Origin of the sequence: Dyella subtropica (genome assembly GCF_026283965.1) — a bacterium.
In the GTDB taxonomy this organism is placed as follows: Bacteria; Pseudomonadota; Gammaproteobacteria; order Xanthomonadales; family Rhodanobacteraceae; genus Dyella_D; species Dyella_D subtropica.
This window is the reverse complement of record NZ_JAPDPD010000002.1, coordinates 61,527-84,578: the sequence shown is the minus strand read 5'-3', so window position 1 is coordinate 84,578 and position 23,052 is coordinate 61,527. Positions and strand designations below refer to the sequence as shown.

At 63.2% G+C, this 23,052-nt stretch carries 20 protein-coding genes; 11 read left to right on the top strand and 9 right to left on the bottom strand.

The window, feature by feature from the left end; all coding sequences use genetic code 11:
- Nucleotides 1-42: 42 nt before the first annotated feature.
- A complete protein-coding gene (locus tag OUZ45_RS02890) occupies nucleotides 43-1,245 on the bottom strand; it encodes an MFS transporter (protein WP_266168415.1) in 1,203 nt (400 codons plus the stop codon).
- A 186-nt stretch (nucleotides 1,246-1,431) separates the two neighbouring features.
- Here OUZ45_RS02890 and OUZ45_RS02885 point away from each other — a divergent pair, with 186 nt between their 5' ends.
- Nucleotides 1,432-2,433, top strand: coding sequence for a polyprenyl synthetase family protein (locus OUZ45_RS02885; protein WP_266168414.1), 1,002 nt, complete (start codon nucleotides 1,432-1,434; stop codon nucleotides 2,431-2,433).
- A gap of 131 nt (nucleotides 2,434-2,564) precedes the next feature.
- On the opposite strand, the gene OUZ45_RS02880 is transcribed toward OUZ45_RS02885, so the two are convergent.
- The 3 genes from OUZ45_RS02880 to ubiH all read right to left on the bottom strand — a co-directional run bounded on the left by OUZ45_RS02880 (nucleotide 2,565) and on the right by ubiH (nucleotide 5,957).
- The gene (locus OUZ45_RS02880; protein ID WP_266168413.1) at nucleotides 2,565-3,353 is read right to left on the bottom strand and encodes a dienelactone hydrolase family protein; all 789 of its coding nucleotides are present in this window, start codon (nucleotides 3,351-3,353) and stop codon (nucleotides 2,565-2,567) included.
- A 124-nt stretch (nucleotides 3,354-3,477) separates the two neighbouring features.
- Nucleotides 3,478-4,695, bottom strand: a complete 1,218-nt coding sequence (locus tag OUZ45_RS02875; protein ID WP_266168412.1) for a UbiH/UbiF/VisC/COQ6 family ubiquinone biosynthesis hydroxylase — start codon at nucleotides 4,693-4,695, stop codon at nucleotides 3,478-3,480.
- Nucleotides 4,692-5,957: a 2-octaprenyl-6-methoxyphenyl hydroxylase gene (ubiH, locus tag OUZ45_RS02870; RefSeq protein WP_266168411.1), complete on the bottom strand. Its 1,266-nt coding sequence runs from the start codon at nucleotides 5,955-5,957 to the stop codon at nucleotides 4,692-4,694. Before ubiH ends, OUZ45_RS02875 begins: the two co-directional genes overlap by 4 nt.
- 103 nt (nucleotides 5,958-6,060) lie before the next feature.
- Between ubiH and OUZ45_RS02865 the strand changes: the two genes are divergently transcribed.
- The 3 genes from OUZ45_RS02865 to OUZ45_RS02855 are packed head-to-tail and all read left to right on the top strand — an operon-like array spanning nucleotide 6,061 to nucleotide 8,168.
- Nucleotides 6,061-6,666 carry a hypothetical protein gene (locus OUZ45_RS02865; RefSeq protein WP_266168410.1) on the top strand — a complete coding sequence of 202 codons (606 nt, stop codon included), beginning with the start codon at nucleotides 6,061-6,063 and terminating at the stop codon, nucleotides 6,664-6,666.
- Nucleotides 6,667-6,674: 8 nt separating this feature from the next.
- Entirely contained in the window at nucleotides 6,675-7,241 is a 567-nt protein-coding gene (locus OUZ45_RS02860) for a cob(I)yrinic acid a,c-diamide adenosyltransferase (protein WP_266168409.1), read from the top strand.
- A 9-nt stretch (nucleotides 7,242-7,250) separates the two neighbouring features.
- Nucleotides 7,251-8,168 (top strand): histone deacetylase family protein, encoded by a 918-nt coding sequence (locus OUZ45_RS02855; RefSeq protein WP_266168560.1) that lies wholly within the window; start codon nucleotides 7,251-7,253, stop codon nucleotides 8,166-8,168.
- Between the two features lie 7 nt (nucleotides 8,169-8,175).
- Here OUZ45_RS02855 and msrB read toward each other — a convergent pair whose 3' ends face one another.
- The gene (gene msrB, locus OUZ45_RS02850; protein WP_266168408.1) at nucleotides 8,176-8,580 is read right to left on the bottom strand and encodes a peptide-methionine (R)-S-oxide reductase MsrB; all 405 of its coding nucleotides are present in this window, start codon (nucleotides 8,578-8,580) and stop codon (nucleotides 8,176-8,178) included.
- 123 nt (nucleotides 8,581-8,703) lie between these two features.
- Between msrB and OUZ45_RS02845 the strand changes: the two genes are divergently transcribed.
- The 6 genes from OUZ45_RS02845 (at nucleotide 8,704) to OUZ45_RS02820 (ending at nucleotide 15,742) form a co-directional block, all read left to right on the top strand.
- Nucleotides 8,704-11,214, top strand: a complete 2,511-nt coding sequence (locus OUZ45_RS02845) for an LPS-assembly protein LptD (protein WP_266168407.1) — start codon at nucleotides 8,704-8,706, stop codon at nucleotides 11,212-11,214.
- Between the two features lie 38 nt (nucleotides 11,215-11,252).
- On the top strand, nucleotides 11,253-12,593 hold the full coding sequence (locus OUZ45_RS02840; protein WP_266168406.1) for a peptidylprolyl isomerase: 1,341 nt from the start codon (nucleotides 11,253-11,255) through the stop codon (nucleotides 12,591-12,593).
- Nucleotides 12,594-12,607: 14 nt separating this feature from the next.
- Nucleotides 12,608-13,609 carry a 4-hydroxythreonine-4-phosphate dehydrogenase PdxA gene (pdxA, locus tag OUZ45_RS02835; protein WP_266168559.1) on the top strand — a complete coding sequence of 334 codons (1,002 nt, stop codon included), beginning with the start codon at nucleotides 12,608-12,610 and terminating at the stop codon, nucleotides 13,607-13,609.
- Nucleotides 13,610-13,635: 26 nt separating this feature from the next.
- A complete protein-coding gene (rsmA, locus tag OUZ45_RS02830) occupies nucleotides 13,636-14,424 on the top strand; it encodes a 16S rRNA (adenine(1518)-N(6)/adenine(1519)-N(6))-dimethyltransferase RsmA (protein WP_266168405.1) in 789 nt (262 codons plus the stop codon).
- Nucleotides 14,425-14,507: 83 nt separating this feature from the next.
- On the top strand, nucleotides 14,508-14,891 hold the full coding sequence (gene apaG, locus OUZ45_RS02825) for a Co2+/Mg2+ efflux protein ApaG (protein WP_266168404.1): 384 nt from the start codon (nucleotides 14,508-14,510) through the stop codon (nucleotides 14,889-14,891).
- On the top strand, nucleotides 14,891-15,742 hold the full coding sequence (locus OUZ45_RS02820) for a symmetrical bis(5'-nucleosyl)-tetraphosphatase (RefSeq protein WP_266168403.1): 852 nt from the start codon (nucleotides 14,891-14,893) through the stop codon (nucleotides 15,740-15,742). Before apaG ends, OUZ45_RS02820 begins: the two co-directional genes overlap by 1 nt.
- 93 nt (nucleotides 15,743-15,835) lie before the next feature.
- On the opposite strand, the gene secA is transcribed toward OUZ45_RS02820, so the two are convergent.
- Nucleotides 15,836-18,571, bottom strand: coding sequence for a preprotein translocase subunit SecA (secA, locus tag OUZ45_RS02815; protein ID WP_266168402.1), 2,736 nt, complete (start codon nucleotides 18,569-18,571; stop codon nucleotides 15,836-15,838).
- Nucleotides 18,572-18,813: 242 nt separating this feature from the next.
- A complete protein-coding gene (locus OUZ45_RS02810; RefSeq protein WP_266168401.1) occupies nucleotides 18,814-19,743 on the bottom strand; it encodes a peptidoglycan DD-metalloendopeptidase family protein in 930 nt (309 codons plus the stop codon).
- A 29-nt stretch (nucleotides 19,744-19,772) separates the two neighbouring features.
- On the opposite strand from OUZ45_RS02810, the gene OUZ45_RS02805 reads away from it, so the two are divergent.
- Nucleotides 19,773-20,255 carry a DciA family protein gene (locus tag OUZ45_RS02805; RefSeq protein WP_266168400.1) on the top strand — a complete coding sequence of 161 codons (483 nt, stop codon included), beginning with the start codon at nucleotides 19,773-19,775 and terminating at the stop codon, nucleotides 20,253-20,255.
- Nucleotides 20,256-20,492: 237 nt separating this feature from the next.
- Here OUZ45_RS02805 and lpxC read toward each other — a convergent pair whose 3' ends face one another.
- Nucleotides 20,493-21,407, bottom strand: a complete 915-nt coding sequence (gene lpxC, locus OUZ45_RS02800) for a UDP-3-O-acyl-N-acetylglucosamine deacetylase (RefSeq protein WP_266168399.1) — start codon at nucleotides 21,405-21,407, stop codon at nucleotides 20,493-20,495.
- 442 nt (nucleotides 21,408-21,849) lie between these two features.
- Complete coding sequence (ftsZ, locus tag OUZ45_RS02795; protein ID WP_266168398.1) at nucleotides 21,850-23,037, bottom strand: cell division protein FtsZ; 1,188 nt, start codon at nucleotides 23,035-23,037, stop codon at nucleotides 21,850-21,852.
- Between the last annotated feature and the right edge of the window lie 15 nt (nucleotides 23,038-23,052).

The following is a 23,052-nucleotide window of genomic DNA, read 5'->3' as shown; positions in this document are numbered from 1 at the left end:
GCCGGACCCGAGGGTTTGCAAACCCTTTCTGCGGGTTACCGCCTAGGCCGTCACGCCTGCTGCGGCCGGTGCTGCGGCCATACGGCGAGCACCTGCCCATACCAGCGGCAACCACACCAGAGTCAGCGCCGCCGCGCAGACGAAAACACCACCCGTACCCAGCTTGCCCAGGGCGATGCCACCGATCGCGCCACCGACGAAAGCGCCAAGGAATTGACTGGTGGAATACGCGCCCATCGCCGCACCGCGCAACGAGGTCGGCGCCAATTGGGACACCAGACTCGGCAAAGCCGCCTCCAGCAAGTTGAAGGCAGAAAAGAACACGGCCGCCATGACACCGAGCGCAGCCAGGTGATCACCGGAGAAGGCGAAGCCGAGCAGCGACACGCCAATAGCCACTACGCAGATAGCGACAATGCGCAGGCTTTGCGCCACCTCGCGCATGCGGTGTATGCAGGCACCCATCACGAAGGCGGCAATCGTCATCACCGGCAGGTAGAGCTCCCAGTGCCGGTTCACGGGCAGGTGCAGTTTGTCCGCCAGCAGCAAGGGCAAGCCGACGAAGCTTGCCGTCAGCAAGGCATGCAGGAAGAACACCGAACCGTTCAACACCAGCATGCGGCCATCGCGCAGCATCGCCAGTACGTGGCCGAACGAGGCCGCGGCGGGCGCTCTCCGGCGCGCCGGCGTCGGAACGATCAGCCACAACAGCGCCAGCGAGGCCAGCGCAAGGATCGACGTGGCACCGAATAATCCAGACAGACCATGCAGTGCTTCCAGCGGCGGACCGAGGATCAACGCGAGCAGAAAGGCGATACCAATCGATACACCGATGATGCCCATCACCTTGCCGCGGTTTTCCTCCGCGGTGAGATCGGCAGCGAGTGCGGTCCCTGCGCCGGCCACCGCACCCATGCCCTGCAGTGCGCGCCCGACCACGATGCCGACCAGTGTGTGCGACAACGCAGCGACCAGGCCACCCGCAGCAAACACCAATAATCCCAGCGTGATCGCCGGCTTGCGACCAATGCGGTCGGACAGCAGACCCAACGGGATCTGCAGCATGACCTGGCCCAGGCCGTAGACACCCAGCGCCAGCCCGATCAGCAGCGGTGTCGCGTCCGTCATCTGCTGCGCGTACAGCGAGAACACCGGCATGATGAGGAACAGGCCGAACAGGCGCAGGCTGATGACGCAGGCCAGGGCGAGCGCGCTGCGCAGTTCGAGGCTGGAGAGTTTGCTCACCGGGGAACCACTTATCGAAAGGAACGGCCTGACGTGCCGATTCGGCACGTGGTAAACCCCGATTATACGGGCGCCCCATGGTTGCGACCTGCGACGAGGCGTCGCGGCATGCGCCCTGGGCCCGGATGCAACGAAACTCCGCTGCCGTGCCCCTATAATCGAACGCTACGATGCTGCGACCACCCCATGACCACGATGCCCGCCGCTGATATCCGCCCCACCGACTTCGCCGCCGTGCGAGCGCTTGCCGCCGCCGACATGCAGCGAGTGGATGGCCTGATCCGCCACCGGCTGTCCTCGGACGTCGTGCTGATCAACCAGATCGCCGACCACATCATCGCCAGCGGCGGCAAACGCTTGCGGCCGATGCTGCACGTGCTGGCAGCGGGTGCGGCGGGCTACAGGGGCGACCAGCACATCAAGCTCGCTGCGGTGATCGAGTTCATCCACACCTCCACCTTGCTGCACGACGACGTGGTGGACGAGTCGGACCTGCGCCGTGGCCGCAAGACCGCCAACGCGCTATGGGGCAACGCGGCCAGCGTGCTGGTCGGCGACTTTCTGTACTCGCGCTCATTCCAGCTGATGGTGGAACTGGACGACATGCGCATCATGCGCATCCTCGCCGACACCACCAACACCATCGCCGAGGGCGAGGTACTGCAGTTGCTCAATATCGGCAACGCCGATGTGGACGAAGCTGCCTATCTAGCCGTGATCGAACGCAAGACGGCGGTACTGTTCGCCGCCGCCACCGAGCTGGGCGGCATCCTCGGCGGCCTGCCTGACAATCAAATCATCGCGCTGCGCCGCTATGGCATGGAGCTGGGCTACGCCTTCCAGATCGCCGACGATCTGCTCGACTACGTGAGTGACGCCGACACGTTGGGCAAGAACATCGGCGACGACCTCGCCGAAGGCAAGCCGACCTTGCCGCTGATCTACGCGCTGCAAAACGCCAGCGCCGAACAGGTGCAGTCGCTGCGCCATGCCATTGAGCACGGCGGGCTGGATTCGCTGGATCGCATCATTGCCGCCATCCGCGATTCCGGCGCGCTGGAGCGCACGCATGCACGTGCCGTGTCGCATGCTGATGCAGCCCGCGCAGCCCTTGCTGCGCTGCCGGCATCGACGCATCGCGATGCGTTGATGGCGCTGGCTGATTATTCGGTGCAGCGGACGTTTTAGATACCCGCGCCGTGCAAACCGGCAGGACTGCCGGTTTGCACGGCGCGGGTCGCCCACAGGGTGGGCTCCTACAGTCAGTTTGGGTGACGTCTTGATTTCCGTGTCCTGCGCAGGACACGGACATGATTCGATCAAGGTGTACCGGTGAACGCACCATGCAGCCAGTCGCTCATCAGGCGATAGCTACGCTTGGCGGCGCGCTCGTCATAGGCACACCCTTCCTTGTGCCGGTCGGTTTCGGTGAAGCAATGCACGGCGTTGCCGAGCACCACGAATTCCCAATCGGCCTTGCTGCTGCGCATCTCGTCCATGAACTTGTCGGCGTCTGGCATGGTGCCCTTGTCGTCGGCGCCGTTCATCACCAGCACGCGCGCCTTGATCTGCTTGGCGAGTTCGGGATTATCGGTATCCAGACCACCGTGGAATGACACCACGGCAGCCACGTCGGCACCGCTGCGGGCCAGATCCAGCACCGCTGATCCACCGAAGCAGAAGCCGATGGCGGCGAGCTTGGCCAGGTCGATCGGCGCGGTCTTGGCCTGCGCTTTCAGTTGGTCCAGCGCGAACGACGCACGCTTACGCATCAAGGCGCGGTCTGCGTAGAGCGGTTTGACAGCCGCCATGGCCTGGTCGTCGTTGGTCGGGCGGATCTGCTCGCCGTACATATCAGTGACCAGGATGACGTATTCCTTGCCGGCGATGCCCTCGGCCTTTTGCAATGCGATGTCGTTGACGCCGTACCAGTTCGGCACCATCACCAGGCCGGGACGCTTCGTGGCTATGGCATCGTCGTAGACCAGCACACTGTGGAAGCGGGTGCCGTCCTGCGTCCATTCGACGGGCTTGTGCACCATCTTCGCCTGTGCGGCGAAGACAAAACCGGAGAGCAACAGCAGACAACCAAGTTGCGCGATACGCATGGTCTACCCTCAAATGGTTAAGAGCCGGTAAGAGGCAAAGGGTTAGGAGCAAGGCGCGAGCCGAAGCACCCCATCCTTCCTTTGCCCCATCATGCTTGCACCTTACTTCTTACATCCCTACCCCTTACAACCCCGAGGCATGTTCCGCCAGGCGGCGTTTGATCGGCGGCAGACAATCGATCAGGCGCACACCCAGACCACGCGCAGCCACCAGCGGCGCTGCTTGCCAGGCGTACACACGCGCCAGCGCATCGAAGCTCATGGCATCCAGCGTGTCGGCGCTGCGCCGGCGGCGCGCATAGCGCCGCAATACATGCTCCGCAGCGATGTCGCGACCGGCGTCGCGTGCGTCGACCAATGTGTCGCGCAACTCGGCCACATCGCGCAGGCCGAGATTGACGCCCTGCCCGGCCAAGGGATGCACCGCGTGCGCGGCATCGCCAAGCAGCACGAAACGCTCGGCCTGGTAGCGCTCGGCCAATTGCAGCTTGAGCGGAAATGCGGCGCGCGGCGTGCTCCTGGTGATGCGACCGAGACGAAAATCGCTGGCTATGCCCAGTTCGTCCAGAAAAGCCTGATCATCTAGAGCCAATACGCGCCGTGCTTCATCTTCCGGCAGCGACCACACGATCGAACTGCGTCCATCCGCCAGCGGCAGCAGCGCCAGCGGGCCGGTGCCGATAAAACGTTGCCATGCTGTGCTTTCGTGCGGCCGCTCGGTGGAGACGTGGGCTACGACGGCGCGCTGCGCGTAGTCGCGCCCATGCGTCTCGATGCCCGCCAATTTGCGCAGCGGCGAACCGGCGCCATCAGCAGCCACCAGCAACCTCGCAGCGATCGACTCGCCATCGGCCAACTCGATCTGGATGCGATCCGCTTGAGCTTCGAAGCCACGCACTTCGGCCGGACACAGGCGGCGCACGCCGGCAGCTTCCAGCGCCTGCCAGAGCCGCCATTGCACCAGGCTGTTCTCGACGATGTAGCCGAGCAGATCGTGCCCCTCGGTCGCGGCATCGAAATGAATGGAGGCGCCGTTCTCGGCATCCCAAACATGCATGTGCGCATAGGGGCCGGCTCGCGAATCGCGGATGGACGTCCAGACGCCCATATCATCCAATAGCGCGATTGAGGACGGCGCCAGACCCACCACGCGCAAATCCACTTCATCCGTCGCCAACCAGGGAGCTGGTTCGCGCGCCTCCAGCAGTGCGGTGGCGAACCCGGCACGAGCGAATGCCAATGCTGCCGCCGCTCCGACCATGCCACCACCCACCACGGCGACATCGAGTGCGGGGCCGCGTCGGCGTGTGGATTCGCCGCGTACGGAAGACAAGGCATTCATGGCAAGCGCTCCAGCACAGCACGTGGCGATTCACCGCGAAAACCCATGCCGCGCCGCGCCAGCAGACGCTGCAACGGCGGCACGCGATCACAGGCGAGCAGCGCCAGTGAGCGCAACGGTCCCAGCAGCGGCTGTGGCAAGCAGGCGAGCTGCACCAGGCCGTGACTCATCGTCATGGTGCCTTCGCGGTCCGGGACGCGACGTGCGGCGTAGCGTTCCAGCAAATCGGCAGCACCAGGATCGTCAGCGTCTGCGACTAGCTCGGCCAAGGTCAGCGCATCGCGCAGACCGAGGTTGAACCCCTGGGCACCGATGGGGTGCACGGTCTGCGCGGCATTGCCGACCAGCACCGCGCGAGGCCCGATCAGCCGCTGCGCGGCGACACGTTTGATCGCATAAGGATGACGCTTGCCTGGTCGGCCGAGTCTGCCCAGGCGCCAACCGAAGCGCTGCTGGGCGAACGCGATGAAGCCGGCGTCATCCAGCTTGACGACTGCATCGGCTTCTTCGGAAGGCACGGTTAGAACCAAGCCGCAGCGACGCTCGGTCAGCGGCAGCAACGCCACAGGGCCGTTGTCGGCGAATCGTTCGTACGCACGGTTGGCATGAGCACGCTCGGGCGTCACGGTACAGACGAAAAGTGTTTGCTGGTAATCGTGTACCTCGGCCTCGATGCCCAGCTGCTCACGCACGTACGACGCCGTGCCGTCGGCGCCGACCACCAGCGCCGCGTCGATGGACTGCAGCCCCTCGGCGGTACGTATCTGTGCACGCCAGCCATCGGCGAGGGGTTCCAGCGCCTCCAGCTTCGCCGGTGCCAACCGCCGCAATCGCGTGCATTCGTCCAGGCGGCGTAATAGCGCCACACCCAACTCACGGGCCGGCAGCGTCCAACCAAGCGCATCGACGCCCTCGCGCTCGGCATCCATGCGTGCACTGCCGAAGTCGCCAGCGCGGCTGATATGAATGTGCTTGATGGGCGTGGCCTGCGCCGCCGCGTGACGCCAGACGCCAATGGCATCGAGACCGTTCACTGTGGCGCGAGCCAGCGCGAGATTGCGCTCGTCGTAGCTGGGTTGGGTATCGACGCGCGGGGCGGCGGCTTCGACCAGGATGGCATCGCAACCAGCGGCATCCAGCGCAATCGCGAGGCTGGCGCCGACCAGGCCACCGCCGACGATGAGGACGGGCTGGGTGAGAGCCGGCTGGATGAGAGCAGGCTGCCGAACAGGGGTATGACTGGAGATGAGTGGGGTAGTCATGGGGCCGCATGATACGCGCCAAGAGGCGGCTCACCCCATCTGGGCCACATCCAATTGGGATAGACTTGCTGCCTGAATTTTGCGCAACACTTTGGAGCAACTCATGGCTACGACGCAAAACCAGCGGCTTGGCATCTTCCTGGCTCTCGCCCTGGTCATGGCCGCCACCCGCGTGCATCTCTCGTTGTTCCATCACGACGTGTGGGACGCCTCCTGGGGCATCTTCTTCCTGGCTGGCTTCTGGCTGCGCGGCTCGGTGCGCTGGGCCTTCCCCCTGCTGATGGCCGAGGCAGTGCTGGTCGACTACCTGGTGATCAGCAACCAGGGCATCAATTTCTGGGACCACTACTGTGTGTCAGCGGCCTACTGGTTCCTGGTGCCGTCGTATTTCAGCCTGTGGATGGGCGGCAGCTGGCTGGCCGGCCAGAAGACCGGCCTGAACCTGCGTAGCCTGGGCCTCGCTGCCATGGCGATGCTGGCCAGCTGGGCCGTGTGCTACGTGATTTCCAACGGCAGCTTCTATTGGCTGAGCAGCAGCGTGCCGCAGCCGCGCAGCATGGCCGCCTGGTTCTCCAACCTGGGTGACTGGTATCTGTTCTTCCTCGAGACCATGGCGCTGTATGCCGCGCTCGGCCTGGCGGTACACGCACTGGTCCTGCAGTTGACGCGCACGCTGAATCACGTCAGCCAGCCCAAGCTGCCGCACTGAGGTAGCACGTGGGTAACCGCCTCTCGAAAATCTACACGCGCACCGGCGACGACGGCAGCACCGGCCTCGGCGACGGTTCGCGCGTAGCCAAGGATTCGCTGCGCGTCGCCGCTTACGGCACCGTGGACGAACTCAACAGCACCATCGGTATGGTGCTGGCCGCCGAGGGTGTGGACGACGCTGTGCGCGAAGCCCTGACCCAGGTGCAGCACGATCTGTTCGATCTTGGTGGCGAGCTGTGCATTCCCGGCATGGCGATGGTCGAAGATGCGGACATCGAGCGGTTGGAGCATGTGCTCGACGGCTTCAACGAACCGCTGCCGCCGCTGAAGGATTTCATCCTTCCGGGTGGCGGCATGGCCGCGTCCAGCTGCCATCTGGCGCGCACGGTGTGCCGCCGCGCCGAGCGCGAGGTGATTGCGCTGGCGCGCGTGGAAGATGTTCGCCCGCAGGCGCAGCGCTATCTCAATCGACTGTCCGATCTGCTGTTTGTGATCGCGCGTGTACTGGCCCGTGCCAGCGGCCATGGCGAAGTGCTGTGGCAGCACGAGCGTCGCCGCAAACCGAAAGCCTGACGCCGCATGCTGCGGCTATATACGCATCCCAGCTGCCTGCAGCACGATCCCGGCCCTGGACACGCCGAGTCGCCCGCGCGACTACGTGCCGTGCTGCAAGCGCTGGATCACGATCGCTTCGCCGCCATTGATCGCATCGAGGCACCGCGCGCCACACGCGAACAATTGCTGCGCGTGCATGATGCCGATTATGTCGACCGCATCCTCGCGACCGCTCCGGCTTCGGGCACGATGCGCCTAGACGAGGACACACTGATGTCGCCCGCCTCAGCCGAGGCCGCCCTGCATGCAGCAGGTGCGGCAGTCGCTGCTGTCGACGCGGTGATGGGCGACCGTGGCGGGCACGCCTTCTGCGCCGTCCGTCCGCCCGGCCATCACGCCACACCGAATCGGGCGATGGGCTTCTGCCTGTTCAACAACATCGCCGTGGCTGCCGCCCACGCGCTGGCGGCTCATGGCCTCAAGCGTGTAGCCATCGCCGATTTCGATGTGCATCACGGCAATGGCACGCAGGACATCTTCGAGCGCGAACCGCGCGTGCTGTTCATCTCCAGCCATCAATCGCCGCTGTATCCGGAAACGGGGCGCGAGAATGAGCGAGGGGTGGGCAACGTGGTCAACGCCCCACTTTCCCCGGGTGACGGCTCCTACGAGTTCCGCGAACTATGGGAAGGCGCCCTGCTACCCCGGCTATACGCGTTCAAGCCACAGTTGGTGCTGGTCTCCGCGGGTTTCGATGCGCATCGCAACGACCCATTGGCCGATCTGCGGCTCAGCACCGAGGACTACGCCTGGATCACCGGCCGCCTGGTCGACCTGGCCCGGGCTCATGCTGACGGGCGGCTGGTCTCCAGCCTGGAAGGCGGCTACGACCTCAACGCGCTGGCCGCCAGTGCCAGCGCGCATGTCAGCGAGCTGATGCTTTGAATTGGCGTTATTTGCCGGCCGGGACGAAATCCAGCGCCGCCGAATTGATGCAGTAGCGCAGCCCGGTCGGCTTGGGGCCATCCGGGAATACGTGCCCCAGATGCGAGCTACATTCCGAGCAACGCACCTCGGTGCGGCTCATGCCGTGACTCTCATCCTTGTGCAGACTGACCGAGGCACGGGTCAATGGCTGGAAGTAGCTCGGCCAGCCCGATCCGGAGTCGTATTTGGCTTCGGACGCGAATAGGCGGGCATGGCAAGCCGCGCAAACATAGGTTCCAGCGTCCTTGTGTCGATACCACTTGCCGCTGAACGGCGGCTCGGTGGCCGAGCAGCGGCACACGGCGTACTGCTCAGGCGTCAGTTCGGCACGCCATTCGGCGTCGGTCTTGCCCAGCTTGGTCTGGCTCATGCTGAATCCTCACGTGCAGGGGAAAGGAAAGAGTCTGTCCTCATGGCCCGTATAGGCCGCGCCTGCCGAATATGGGGTCTTTCTGCTAGCTTAACGACCTTCCCGAGCCGACAGATTGCCATCGTGACGCCTAAGCTGACCTTGCGCCACCTGCCCCCGCGCCGCCTGCTGGCGGTAGCCGCGGCCCTCGCCCTGTTCGGCGGCCAAGCCGAAGCCCAGTCGACCGCTCCTGATGTAGGCGCGGCGCCAGCGCCAGCACCGACGGAGAACTCGGAGGCCAACGCCACGCCGACCTGCGCTCTGGGCTCGTTCCACTGCGCGCGGCGGCCGCTCAATTACGCGATGTGCCGCCCGAACGCGATGCTTGAGTTCTACGACCCGACCTTGAGCAAGGACAGCTCCCTGCGCGATACCTCCAACACCGAGGTATACGCCGAACAGGTCGATAGCTCGGACCAGACCGTCTATCACCTGCAGGGCCGCGTAAAGCTGGAACGCGCCGACCAGCGCATGCAGTCGGACACCGCCGATTACAACAGCGACACCACCGATTACGACGCGCGCGGCAACGTGCGCTACCAGGAAGCCGGTCAGCTGATGTCGGCCGAACATATGCGCGGGAACACCGACGCCAGCACCGGCATCGCCGACGACGTGCGCTATCAAATGCTGGAGTCGCGCGGCAACGGCGTGGCGAAACGCGGCCAGATGCTCGACGCCCAGCGCACCCATTACACCGCGGTGACCTATTCCACCTGCGACGTCGGCCACCATCTGTGGGAAATCCGCTCCAAGGATCTACGCATCGACAAGGAAAGCGGCAGGGGTACAGCTCGCAACGCCACCATGAGCCTTGGCGGTGTGCCGATCATGTACTTTCCCTACTTCAGCTTTCCGGTGGACAACCGGCGCCAGAGTGGCTTCCTGAACCCGACCTTCGGCAGCTCCAACCGCTCGGGCTTCATGCTCAGCACGCCTTATTATTTGAACCTGGCGCCGAATTACGACGCCACGCTCGATCCGCGCATCTATGTCGATCGCGGCTTGATGCTGGCGGGCGAGTTCCGCTATCTGAACCTGATCCCAGGCTCCAGCGGTCAGCTGAACATCGAATACCTGCCCAACGACAATGGCAAGACCGCTCCGAACAGCGTCGAGCAGACCAAGGGCACCGACCGCTACCTGGTGAAGTTCAACGACAGCTCGCACCTGATCGGCCCGTGGTCGTTCAACACGAGCATCAACCGCTCGTCGGACCGCAATTATCTGCGCGATTTCGGCAACGACTTGTACACCTCGGCCATCGGCACGCTGACCTCCAGCGCCTATGTGAACGGCGGCGGCAGGTGGTGGAGTGCCTCGTTCGGCGCGGATACCTACCAGAACGTCGACCCCAACCTGCCCGACTCGGTCGTGCAGTACAAGCGCTGGCCGCGCGCCACCTTCAACCTGAACCTGCCGGTCGAGCGATGGCTGGAGTTCGGCGCCGATACGGAGGCGGTGGCGTTCCGCAAGAACGATGTGGTCGAGGGCAATCGCCTGGATCTGTACCCCTACCTGGCCGCCGATTTCCGTGGTGCAGCCTGGTTCGTACGACCCAAGGTGGCTTATCGCTATACCGGCTATGAGCTCACTGGCGGCTACCAGCGTTACGGCTATTTCGGCTTTCTCAATCCAAACAATCCGAATAGCCCGGGCATCACCACACCTTTCAGTCAACGCTCGCCCAGCCGCTCGCTACCGATCGTGAGCCTGGACAGCGGCCTGGTTTTCGACCGCAACACGTCGCTGTTCGGCAACAGTTATACGCAAACGCTGGAGCCGCGCCTGTACTACCTGTACGTGCCGTACCGCGACCAGAACAACCTGCCGCTGTTCGACACCAATCTGATGTCGTTCGACTACTGGCAGTTGTTCTCGCCGAACAAGTACTCCGGCGCGGATCGTCAAATGAATGCGAACAACCTGACCGCCGCGGTGACCACGCGTTTACTGGACGACAACGGTGTGGAGCGGCTGTCGGCCAGCTTTGGCCAAATTCGCTATTTCAACCAGCAGCGCGTGCAGTTGCCCAACGGTGCCAACACCGTCAGCGCACCGACGGACTGGTCTGGATCGGACTATGTGGCCCAATTGAGCGTCCAGCTCAACGACCAATGGCGCCTCAACAGCTCCTATCAGTGGAACCCCCACACCCGGATGCTGGCGGGCAATGACATTACGGGCAAACCCTATTTTGTCGGCCGCAACACCGATCTGGGTGCCGTGGAATTGCAGCGCCGCATCGGCGTCGATGGCATTGTCAATTTCTCCTACCGCTATCGCCGCGGCCTACTGGAACAATATGACGCTTCCGCGGTCTACCCGATCTCCGATCGCTGGCGCATCCTTGGACGCTGGACATATTCGGTGCTGGAGAAGCGCACTGTCGAGGCGCTGGCCGGCATCGAGTACGACAGCTGCTGTGTAGCCGTGCGTGTGATCGGCCGTCACTACGTCAACACCTATAACTTCAATACGCAGCATGCCAACGCCAACAACGCGATCATGTTCGAACTGCAGTTCAAGGGTCTGGGCGCGTTCAACAGCCAGGCAGAAGGCCTGTTGCGCCGTGGTATCCTTGGCTATCAATAACTTTCCGGTCGCCAGAGGCGATTGAAGGCCCTCACCGAATGAAGCAGCCGCTCGCGTTGTTCCTGCTCGCGGTCGCCACCGCGACCGCCCTTCCCGTTCATGCCCAGCTGCTGTCGCAGGCAGCTTCCGGCAAGCAACCGCTCGACCGCATCGTGGCGGTGGTGGACGAGGGCGTGATCCTGCAGAGCGAACTCAACGAAGCCGTGCGCTCGGTGCAGCAGCAGTACGCCAGCCAGCCGGGCCAGCTGCCGCCGATGGACGTGCTGCAGCGGCAGGTGCTGGATCGCCTGATCCTGATGAAGCTGCAAGTGCAGAAGGCGAACGACCAGGGCATACGCGTCTCCGACGCCGATATCGACCAGGCCGTCAATGCCGTTGCCCAACAGAACAAAATGTCGCCGGAACAGCTGCGCGCCGCTGTGGAGCAGGAAGGCTCGAGCTTCGCCGCGTTCCGCCAGCAGCTCTCCGAGCAGTTGATCGCCCAGCGCCTGCACGAAAGCGTGGTACGTGACTCGGTGAACGTGACCGACAGCGAGATCAACAACCTGCTGGCCAGCCCGACCTACAAGGCCGGCGAGATCCACCTGGCGCACATCCAGATCAGCCTGCCCTCCGGCGCTGGCGCCACCGAAATCCAGACTGCGCAGCACAAGGCCGAAGAGGCCATCGCGGCGGCCAAGGGCGGCATGGATTTCCACGCCGCGGCCATTCGCTATTCCGATGCGCAAGACGCGCTGGACGGTGGCGATCTCGGCTGGCGCCGCATGGACGAAGTGCCTCCGGCCTTCGCGGATGCCGTTTCCGGTATGAAGCCTGGCGACATCAGCCCGGCGCTGCGCGGCCCCACCGGTTTCCACATCCTCAAGCTGATGGAGCAGCGTGCACCGAGCCGCCAGGTCGTGCCGGAGTTCCATGCTCGCCAGATTCTGATCAAGCCCAGCGAGCTGATGACGCCGGAACAGGCCCAGCAGAAGGCGCAGGATCTATACAACCGCATCGTCAACAAGCATGAGGACTTCGCCAAACTGGCGAAGGACAACTCCAAGGACAACACCACCGCCAACGCTGGTGGCGAGATGGGCTGGTTCCCGCAGCAGGCCTGGGGCTCGATCATCGGCCAGCAAATCGCTCAGCTGAAGGACGACCAGGTGTCGCAGCCGTTCCAGAGCGAAGCCGGCTGGCACATCTTGCAGCGCCTGGGCGTGCGCCAGAGCGACCTCACCGACCAGATCGAGCGCGACCAGGCCCGCCAGGCCATCGGCAATCGTAAGGCGGAGCAGGCTTACGAGGATTACTTGCGCGAAATGCGCTCAAGCGCCTACGTCAACATTCTGGTGCCGGAACTGCGCGAGCCTGCGCAGCAGGGCAAGTCTTCCTGAGAGATGCCTTGAACATAGGCGCGCTACCTCGGCTCGCCGTTACCGCTGGCGAGCCGGCGGGCATCGGCCCCGAACTGCTGATTCGATTGGCCGCCACTTCGCTGGCGGCCAATTTCGTTGCGGTCACCGATCGCGCGTTATTAGAGCGCGCCGCACAACGTTGCGGCGCCACCATCGAACTGACCGACGACGACAGCAGCCCCTTGCTACAGCGCAGGCCAGGCACGCTGCGCGTACAACACGTACCGCTGGCGGCGACGGAACGCCCGGGCCACCCGGACCCGCTCAATGCCCGCCATGTATTGACGACGCTGGCCGAGGCCGCGGACGGCTGCATGAGCGGGCGCTACGACGCCGTGGTCACCGCGCCGCTGCAGAAATCCTCGATCAACGACAGCGGCATCCGCTTCAGCGGACACACGGAGTTCTTCGCCGAACGCAGCCGCAGCGATGTGGTGATGATGCTGGCGAGCCCCGAGTTAAGGGTCGCCCTGGTCACCACGCATTTACCGTTATCCGCGGTTTCGGCTGCCATCACATCCGAATCGCTGGCGCGCGCGCTGCGCATCGTGCATGCCGAGCTGCGCGACAAGTTCGGTTACTCGCAGCCGCGCATTGCCGTGCTTGGCCTCAATCCACATGCAGGCGAAGAGGGCCACCTCGGACGCGAAGAGATCGACACGATGATCCCCGTGCTGGAGACCCTTCGAGCCAGCGGCTTGACCTTGATCGGACCGCTACCTGCCGATACCGCCTTTGTGCCCGCCCAGCGGGAGCGCTACGACGCCGTGGTGGCGATGTATCACGACCAGGCGCTGCCGGTGCTCAAGAGCGAAGCCTTCGATCGCACCGTCAACCTTACGCTCGGCCTGCCCTTCATCCGCACCTCGGTGGACCACGGGACGGCGTTGGATCTCGCCGGCAGCGGCCGCGCCGATCCATCCAGCCTGATCGCCGCGGCGAGCATGGCGTTGGCTTTGGTGGCCCGCCGCAACGTGCCGATCCGACAGGCTTGAGCCTGCCCGCTTTTTTCAGGAAACCCATGAGCGCCCGCCCCAAGAAAAGCTTCGGCCAGCATTTCCTTCATGAGAAGCGCTACATCGAGCGCATCGTGAGCGCCGTGTCGCCCAAGCCGAATGATTTCGTGGTGGAAATCGGCCCCGGCGAAGGCGCCTTGACGCTGCCGCTGCTCGCCGTCGCCGGCAAACTCACCGCGATCGAACTGGACACCGACCTCATTCCCGATTTGCAGGCCCGCGCCGCCGCAGTGGGCGAACTCAGCATCATCCATGCCGACGTGCTGAAGGTGGATTTCACCGCCCTCGCCCACCGCCATGGCGTGGAGCGCCTGCGTATCGCGGGCAATCTACCGTATTACATCTCCAGCCCCATCTTGTTTCACTGCGTCGAGCATGCCGCGGCGATCCAGGACATGCACTTCATGCTGCAGAAGGAAGTGGTCGATCGCATGGCCGCCGAGCCCGGCAGCAAGGTATATGGACGTCTGTCCGTGATGTTGCAGCTGGCCTGCCGTGTCGAGCCGTTGTTCACCGTGCCGCCTGGCGCATTCCGACCACCTCCAAAGGTGGACTCGGCGGTGGTGCGCGTGACGCCGCTGCCGGTGGCACAGTTGCACGATGCCGACCCGGCGCGCGTGTATGCGGTTGTGAAGGCCGCGTTTGCCCAGCGCCGCAAGACGCTGAACAATGCCCTGCGCCAGCTGATGGACAGCGAGGCCATCAGGGCGGCCGACGTCGACCCCAAGGCTCGCGCGGAGACCCTGGCCCCGATGGATTTCGTGCGGTTGGCCAAAGTTCCGACGGGCGGCTGAAACGCACCTCGTCGCGTTGTCGTGGTTCAGCCATCAATGCACACGCTTGCCCCATGCATGGCAGCAAGCCTTACAATCGTGACATGACTGAGAAAGCTTCCTACACGATCGACGTGCAGGTCGAAACACGCTTCGTCCCCGACCAGTCCAAGCCCGGTGACAACCGCTACGTCTTCGCCTACACCATCACGCTGCGCAATGACGGCGACGTGCCGGCGCGGCTGATGGCGCGGCATTGGGTAATCACCGACGCCAACGGCAAGGTCGAGGAAGTGCGTGGCGACGGCGTGGTCGGCGAGCAGCCGTGGATGCGTCCTGGCGACGATTTCGAATACACCTCCGGCGCGGTGCTCGAAACCGCGGTGGGTACCATGTGCGGCAGCTATGACATGCTGGCCGACGACGGCACCCGTTTCGAGGCACCGATCCCACCGTTCACGCTCTCTATTCCGCGTACCTTGCACTGATGGCTACGTACGCCATCGGCGACGTGCAGGGATGTCAGCCCGAGTTGCAGCGTCTGCTCGACAAACTGCGTTTCGATCCGGCTAGCGACCGCCTGTGGTTTTGCGGCGACCTGGTGAACCGCGGCGGCCAATCGCTGGATACCCTACGTCTGATCCACAGCCTGCGCGAGCAGTCTGTGGTGACACTGGGTAACCACGACCTGAGCCTGCTCGCCATCGCCCAGCGCCGGCCTGAGGCGCAGTCCAAGGTCAACCCCGAGCTGCGCGAAGTGCTGTTTGCAGACGATGCGCCGGTGTTGTTCGAATGGCTGCGCTCGCAAAAACTCCTGCATCATGACGAACAGCTGGGCTGGACCATGGTCCACGCCGGCCTCGCACCTCTATGGACGCTGCGTCAGGCGCAGCGCTCCGCTCTGGAAGTGGAGCGCGAACTGTCCGGCCCGCGTCATTCGCGCATCCTCAAGAATCTGTTCGGTAATCGCCCCGCCGCATGGTCCAGCCGCCTGCAAGGCATCGAGCGTCTGCGCGCGTCGATCAATACGCTGACGCGCATGCGCTATTGCGATATCCATGGCCGTATCGATTTTGAGAGCAAGGGCATCCCTGGCACGCAGAAGCCCGGCATGTATCCCTGGTTCGAAGTGCCCGGCATGCGCCGTCGCGAGACGCGGATTGTTTGCGGTCACTGGTCGGCGCTCGGCCGCTTTGCCGGCATGGGTGTGTATGCCATCGACACGGGCTGCGTATGGGGCGGTCAACTCACCGCCATGCGCCTGGACAGCGAAGAACCCCAATACACCGCGGTGGATGCCGAGCCTTACCGCAAGCGTGTGCCGGGCGGTGGCGACTGAGCCAGGCAAAACCACTTCTGTAGATGCCAGAAACAAAAAGGGGCGGCACGTCGACACGTGCCGCCCCTTCCTTTATTCCGCTATCAGAAAAACTCAGCTCAACTGACCGTGGCAGTGCTTGTACTTCTTGCCCGAACCGCAGGGGCAGGGATCATTACGACCCACCTTGGGACCGTCCTGCTGATCTACCGCCTGCGCGATGGCGAGGCTGCCTGCCGCGATAGCCTCCGGGTCGGCGCCTAATGCACCCACCGGCGCACCGCCACCCGTGGCGTGCATCTGGCGCGCCAAACGCTCAGCCAAACGCTGCTGCTCCACTTCCATCGCGGCGACTTCTTCTTCGCTACGGATACGGATGCGCGCCAGCATCTGCACGACTTCGATCTTGATGCGATCGAGCATGCTCGAAAACAGTTCGAACGACTCGCGCTTGAACTCCTGCTTGGGCTGCTTCTGCGCATAGCCGCGCAGGTAGATGCCCTGACGTAGGTAATCCATGCTGGCCAGATGCTCCTTCCAGGCGTTGTCCACCACGCTGAGCATGATGTGCTTTTCGAGCTGGCGCATGGTGTCGGCGCCGATCTGCTCTTCCTTGGCCTTGAACAGCCCCTCTGCCGCCTCGCGCACATGGGCGAGGATCGTGCCCGAGTCCGCCTCGTGCTGCTGCTCGATCCAATGCTTCAGGTCGAGCGACAGGCCGAACTCGCTTTCCAGCTCGCGATCGAGACCGGCGATGTCCCACTGCTCGTCGATGCTGTCGGCCGGCACGTGGCGATGCACCAGCTCGTTGACGACGTCATCGCGGATATCGGCGATGGTGTCGGAGACGTTGTCGACTTCCAGCAACTCATCGCGCTGGCGATAGATCACCTTGCGCTGGTCGTTGGCCACGTCATCGAACTCGAGCAGGTGCTTGCGGATGTCGAAGTTGTGCTGCTCGACCTTGCGCTGCGCCTTTTCGATCTGGCGGCTGACCATGCGGTCTTCCAGCGCCTCGTTTTCCTTCATGCCAAACATGCGCATCCAGCGGCCGACCCAGTCGCCAGCGAAAATGCGCAACAGGTTGTCTTCCAGCGACAAGTAGAAGCGCGAGGAGCCCGGATCGCCTTGACGTCCGGAACGGCCACGCAGCTGGTTGTCGATACGGCGCGATTCGTGGCGTTCAGTACCCACGATGTGCAAGCCGCCGGCCTCCAGCACCTGCTCGTGCTTCTTCTTCCATTCGGACTTCACGCGAACCCGATCGGCATCGCTGGCACTTTCCGGCAGTGCAGCGAGAGCCGCCTCCAAACTGCCGCCGAGCACGATGTCGGTACCGCGACCGGCCATGTTGGTGGCGATGGTTACCGAGCCCGGCGCACCCGCCTGGGCCACAATGTGCGCCTCGCGCTCATGCTGTTTCGCATTCAGTACTTCGTGCGGGATCTTGGCCTTGCTGAGCAGCTTGGACAGCAGCTCGGACACTTCAATGGAGGTGGTACCCACCAGCACCGGCTGCTTGCGCTTGTGGCAATCCTGGATGTCCTCGATCACCGCTTCGTACTTGGCCTGTTGGCCGAGGAAGACCATGTCCGAGTTGTCCTGGCGGATCATTGGCTTGTGGGTGGGGATCACCACCACTTCAAGACCGTAGATCTGCTGGAACTCGTAGGCTTCGGTGTCGGCCGTACCGGTCATGCCGGCCAGCTTCTTGTACATGCGGAACAGGTTCTGGAAGGTGATCGTCGCCAGCGTCTGGTTTTCGCGCTGGATCGGCACGCCTTCCTTCGCCTCCACGGCCTGGTGCAGGCCATCCGACCAGCGGCGGCCCGGCAGAGTACGGCCGGTAAACTCATCGACAATGACAACTTCACCGTCGCGCACGATGTAGTCGACGTCGCGGTGGTAGATGGCATTGGAGCGCAGCGCAGCATTGAGGTGATGAACGATCGCCAGATTCTTGGAGTCGTACAGACCGCTGTCGGCGTCGATGACACCGGCCTGACGCAGCAGCTCGTCGGCGTGCGACATGCCTTCTTCGGACAGGTGTACCTGCTTTTGCTTCTCGTCGACCCAATAGTCGCCGGCGCCGTCTTCCTTCTCCTGGCGCAGCATCTTCGGCACGATCTTGTTCACCGCGATGTACAGCTGCGGGGAATCCTCGGCCGGGCCGGAAATGATCAGCGGGGTGCGCGCCTCGTCGATCAGGATGGAGTCCACTTCGTCGACGATGGCGTAGTTCAGGCCGCGCTGATAGCGCTGATCCTTGCTCGACGCCATGTTGTCGCGCAGGTAGTCGAAACCGAATTCATTGTTGGTGCCATAGGTGATGTCCGCGGCATAGGCAGCGCCCTTGTCGGCATGGTCCATGCCGGGCCACACCACACCCACCGAGAGGCCGAGGAAGTTGTACAGCTTGCCCATCTGCGCGGAGTCGCGGCGAGCCAGGTAGTCGTTCACGGTGACCACGTGCACGCCCTTGCCTTCCAGCGCGTTCAGGTACACCGGCAGCGTGCCCACCAGGGTCTTGCCCTCACCCGTACGCATTTCGGCGATGCGGCCGGAATGCAGCACCATTCCACCGATCATCTGTACGTCGTAGTGACGCATATCGAGCACGCGCTTGGCGGCTTCGCGCACGACAGCGAAGGCTTCCGGCAGAAGCTTGTCCAGCGACTCGCCGGCGGCGATACGCTGTTTGAATTCATCGGTCTTGGCGCGCAGCGCTTCGTCGCTCAGCTTCTCGAACTCAGGCTCGAGCGCATTGATACGTGCAACGGACTTGGAAAGCTGGCGCAGCACGCGGTCGTTGCGGCTACCGAAAAGGCTGGTCAGGGCGCGATTGAGCATCGATCTTCCGAATCCTGGAGTCGTTGGCGGCCCGCCGACGTAAACGGGCGGGACGAAAGGAATAATGATACTAGGGTCGGTCGACGATCCCAAACGAAAGCCTGACGTACGGCTACCTATATCGGAATCGGCCTAGATTTCCCGCAACCTCTTGCGGAGGCGCCCCGTCATCGTTCCCGGCCCTCTTGTCTGGCGTCGCCGGGAAGGAGTTTCAAGAGGGCAACCCAAGGGAAGGCCCGACTTCAGCGGTGATTGCGCACGTACGCCAGCGGATTGACGACATTGCCCTTGTACCAAACCTCGAAATGCACGTGGGAGCCGGTCGAACGACCGGTGGAACCCGCCTTCGCCACTACGTCGCCCACGTGCACGCGCTGCCCCGGACGCACCAACAACGCGCTGTTGTGCGCATAGCGGGTCATGTAACCGTTGCCATGGTCAATCTCGATCACGTCGCCATAGCCGCTGCGGATACCCGCGAACGTCACCATCCCCTCGGCCACCGCTTGCACCGGCGTACCGGTGGGGGTGGAGATGTCGATGCCGGTATGGTGCGCCGCGTGGCCGCTGAACGGATCGGGGCGACCACCGAAATAGGAAGAGATGTAGCCCTGCACCGGCATGCCGGTCGGCTTGAGATTGGATTCAACCTTGGCATCCAGCAGCAAGCTCTGTAGCGCTGAAAGCTGCGCCTGCTGACTATCGAACTGGTTAGCCAACTGATCGATGCTGGTGTCGAGAGCCAAAGGTAGCGCGTAGGCGCTGTCGGTCGTGTCCTCGACGCCGCCGACCGCTGGCTGCTCATCGAAATTGAACTCACCGTCGTCGAGCTTGCCCACTTGGGTAAGCCGCTCGCCGAGGGCGTTGAGACGGGTCGACTGCGCCTGAAGCTGGCCCAGTTTCATCGCCAGTGCATCGATCTCACGCTGGGCGTCCTTGCGAACATCGCCGAGCTGACCGTTCTGCTGCGATACCTGCTGGCGCAGAAGGCGGAGTTCGGACAACGCCTGGTCACGCGGACTGGCCACCGCCAGCGCCACCGTAGCGCCCAGGCCGGCACAAGCGAGCACGGCGCCAGCTGCGATTCCGATCAACCGATAGCGCAAGCGCCGATCGGTGAGGTTGAAGGTTTTCGGCACCCGCTTGGTGCGTGAGACGAGTATGATTTGCATGTTTTTCCACGTCGAAGATGTCGGCACCCATGCAGCGCGTCGTATCCCACGCTTCCCGCCGCACCGGATCAGGACCGAAATCCCTCACCGAATGCGGCCCCTTCGCCGCACTGGCCCGTAAGGCCGGTGAGCTAGAGGCGTTGGACCGCGCCCTGCGCCAGACGTTGCCGTCACCACTCCGCGAACAGGTAAGGTTTGCCAACCTGCACGACGGCCGTCTCGCATTCTTGGCTCCATCCCCGGCGCTGGCTTCGAGGCTCCGCCTAATGCAGGCGCAAATCCTCGCTGCCGCGCATGCCATTGGCGTGCGCGCCGGATACATCACCGTGAAAGTGGCCCCCCCTCCGCCGGTCGAAATCGCACCGGATCGGTCAAAACCGCTTTCGCCCGCTGCCGCAGACCATCTAAAGGCCGCGGCAATCTCGACTTCAGACCCCGAATTGCGGCGCCTGTTCCTCGAGCTGGCGTCCATCGCCGAAATTTCTGGTTCCAGGAAAAACCCAGGCGACTGATCCCAGCCCGTCGCCCCTGCACTAACAGGTCGAATTGCCGCCGTGAGGCAACGTGCCATCCCGGCACCCGTTTGGCGGTGCCAGGTTTATAGCATGCACTCACGGGTCTGAAAGACGGTGACATCTCCAGGACGTGAATCACGGCAGCACAAGGGGGCGAGGTATATCACAAAAGAAACGGCCGCGTCTTTCGACGCGGCCGTTCAGTTTGTTCAGACTGGGACCAGGCCCAATGAATCAGATGGCTTGAGCCGGATGCGCGTAAGAGATCGGCGAGGTGGCCGGATCGTCCTGGTAGCTGACTTCTTCCCAGGCGGAAGCGTCCGCCATCAAGGTCCGCAGCAGCTTGTTGTTGAGCTCATGCCCGGACTTGTGCGCGTAGTAGGCACCGATCAGGCTGTGACCCAGCAGGTAAAGATCGCCGATCGCGTCGAGAATCTTGTGCTTCACAAACTCGTCCTCGTAACGGAGGCCGTCTTCGTTGAGCACGCGGTAGTCGTCCAGCACCACGGCGTTGTCCATCGAACCGCCGAGCGCGAGGTTGTGTTCGCGCAGCATTTCGATGTCGCGCATGAAGCCGAAGGTACGTGCGCGACTCACTTCCTTCACAAAGGAGGTGGTGGAGAAGTCGATTTCGGCACGCGAAGTACGCTTGCTGATGATCGGGTGATTGAACTCGATCGAGAAGCCGACCTTGAAGCCTTCAAATGGCTCAAAGCTCGCCCACTTGTCGCCTTCCTGCACCTTGATCGGCTTCTTGATACGAATGAAGCGCTTGGCGGTGGTTTGTTCTTCGATACCCGCGGACTGCAGCAGAAACACGAAGGGACCCGCGCTGCCGTCCATGATCGGCACTTCCGGCGCCGACAGATCGACATAAGCATTGTCGATGCCCAAGCCCGCCATCGCGGAAAGCAGATGCTCCACCGTGGAGACCCGCACATCACCATTGACCAGCGTGGTCGACAAACGCGTGTCGCCGACGTTGTTGGGGCGTGCAGCGATTTCTACCGGAGGATTGAGGTCGGTGCGGCGAAACACGATGCCCGTGTTTGGCGCGGCCGGCCGAAGCGTCATGTACACCTTGTCGCCGGTATGCAGACCGACTCCGGTGGCACGGATGATGTTCTTGAGCGTACGCTGCTTGATCATTTTATTTGGTACCTGCAAGGGGCAGCAGCCAACAGGGGACGGATGCTAACACAGTCTTAACCACTGAAAAAGCAAACCGGCCCGTACAGACTGTCCACGCTTTCATCTTCCTTTCATCCTTGAAAGGTAGCCATTGGCGCCATGAACAGCTAAATACCTCAATTCCGTCAGATGGTTAGGGTCGACACAATGCCCCGCGCCGGGACGGGAATCCGGCGGCGGAGCATTGGACCCGCCAAGAAACGTTGTTTCTGGCCAGTCATGCGTCATCCCAGACGCACAGTCTTGTCACAACTTCCTGGAGCAATCCAGACTGGCGTCAGCCCTTCCCCCTGACGAAACCAGGGCGACTTGAACGCAAACTTTGCAGTACGCGCCCAATGGGTTGTGTGACTGACAAGTCAATCTGACGTTTGTTCACTCCTTTTTGAACATTTTTTTCTCAATCGGCTTGGCGACGCAGGAAGGCCGGAATGTCCAGATAGTCGAAGCTGGGATCCGAGCCCTTGGCCGGTGCGGCTGTGTCGTGGCGGCTGGTGGTGCTGGCGACGACATCCGGCTGAGCGTAGTCGACCACTTCGTTGCCGGTACCGGTGCGCAGCACCACTGGGCGCGGACGCTGGCGCATCTCCACCTGTTGGGTCACTACCGGACGCACCGGCTGGCGAACCGTGGCGCGGTTGAGGCCGGTGGCCACCACTGTCACGCGCACGTCGTCCTGCATTTCCGGGTCGAGCGAGGTACCAATGACCACGGTAGCGTCTTCGCTGGCGAAATCATGGATGACGCGACCGATCTCATCAAACTCGCGCATGGTCAGGTTCGGACCCGCGGTGACGTTCACCAGGATGCCGCAGGCACCATTGAGGTTGACGTCTTCCAGCAGCGGGTTGTTGATCGCAGCCTCTGCGGCGGCCTGAGCGCGGTCATCGCCACGAGCGGTGCCCGAACCCATCATGGCCATACCCATCTCGGACATCACGGTGCGCACGTCAGCAAAGTCGACGTTGATCAGGCCCGGGGCGGTGATCAAGTCGGCGATACCCTGCACGGCGCCCTGCAACACGTCATTGGCGGCCTTGAACGCATTAAGAAGAGTGACCTCACGACCGAGCACCGACAGCAGCTTCTCGTTCGGCACGGTGATCAGCGAGTCGACATGCTGCGACAGGTCCTCGATGCCCTTCAGGGCGACCTGCATGCGGCGACGGCCTTCGAATGGGAACGGCTTGGTCACCACGGCCACGGTCAGGATGCCCTTCTCCTTGGCCAGCTGCGCCACCACAGGCGCAGCGCCGGTGCCGGTGCCACCACCCATGCCAGCGGTGATGAACACCATGTCGGCGCCCTCGAGCATTTCCTCGATGCGCTCACGATCTTCCAGTGCAGCCTGGCGGCCCACTTCCGGATTGGCACCGGCACCGAGACCCTTGGTGACGTTACCGCCGAGTTGTAGATGGGTACGCGAGCCACAGCTCTTCATGGCCTGCGCGTCGGTGTTGGCGACGACGAACTCGACGCCCTCGATGTTTGCATTGAGCATGTGGGCCACAGCGTTGCCGCCGCCGCCACCGACGCCAATGACCTTGATCACTGCATTTGGTGCGAGTTTTTCGATCAGTTCAAACATTTCCCGTCCTCCGTA

Bases quoted from the DNA above. Each gene is read 5' to 3' on its own strand.
- OUZ45_RS02885 (WP_266168414.1), top strand. From the start codon at position 1,432: ATGACCACGATGCCCGCCGCTGATATCCGCCCCACCGACTTCGCCGCC.
- OUZ45_RS02875 (WP_266168412.1), bottom strand. From the start codon at position 4,695: ATGAATGCCTTGTCTTCCGTACGCGGCGAATCCACACGCCGACGCGGC.
- lpxC (WP_266168399.1), bottom strand. From the start codon at position 21,407: ATGATCAAGCAGCGTACGCTCAAGAACATCATCCGTGCCACCGGAGTC.
- ubiH (WP_266168411.1), bottom strand. From the start codon at position 5,957: ATGACTACCCCACTCATCTCCAGTCATACCCCTGTTCGGCAGCCTGCT.
- OUZ45_RS02810 (WP_266168401.1), bottom strand. From the start codon at position 19,743: ATGCAAATCATACTCGTCTCACGCACCAAGCGGGTGCCGAAAACCTTC.
- ftsZ (WP_266168398.1), bottom strand. From the start codon at position 23,037: ATGTTTGAACTGATCGAAAAACTCGCACCAAATGCAGTGATCAAGGTC.
- msrB (WP_266168408.1), bottom strand. From the start codon at position 8,580: ATGAGCCAGACCAAGCTGGGCAAGACCGACGCCGAATGGCGTGCCGAA.
- OUZ45_RS02805 (WP_266168400.1), top strand. From the start codon at position 19,773: ATGCAGCGCGTCGTATCCCACGCTTCCCGCCGCACCGGATCAGGACCG.
- OUZ45_RS02820 (WP_266168403.1), top strand. From the start codon at position 14,891: ATGGCTACGTACGCCATCGGCGACGTGCAGGGATGTCAGCCCGAGTTG.
- secA (WP_266168402.1), bottom strand. From the start codon at position 18,571: ATGCTCAATCGCGCCCTGACCAGCCTTTTCGGTAGCCGCAACGACCGC.
- OUZ45_RS02865 (WP_266168410.1), top strand. From the start codon at position 6,061: ATGGCTACGACGCAAAACCAGCGGCTTGGCATCTTCCTGGCTCTCGCC.
- apaG (WP_266168404.1), top strand. From the start codon at position 14,508: ATGACTGAGAAAGCTTCCTACACGATCGACGTGCAGGTCGAAACACGC.
- OUZ45_RS02840 (WP_266168406.1), top strand. From the start codon at position 11,253: ATGAAGCAGCCGCTCGCGTTGTTCCTGCTCGCGGTCGCCACCGCGACC.
- OUZ45_RS02880 (WP_266168413.1), bottom strand. From the start codon at position 3,353: ATGCGTATCGCGCAACTTGGTTGTCTGCTGTTGCTCTCCGGTTTTGTC.
- rsmA (WP_266168405.1), top strand. From the start codon at position 13,636: ATGAGCGCCCGCCCCAAGAAAAGCTTCGGCCAGCATTTCCTTCATGAG.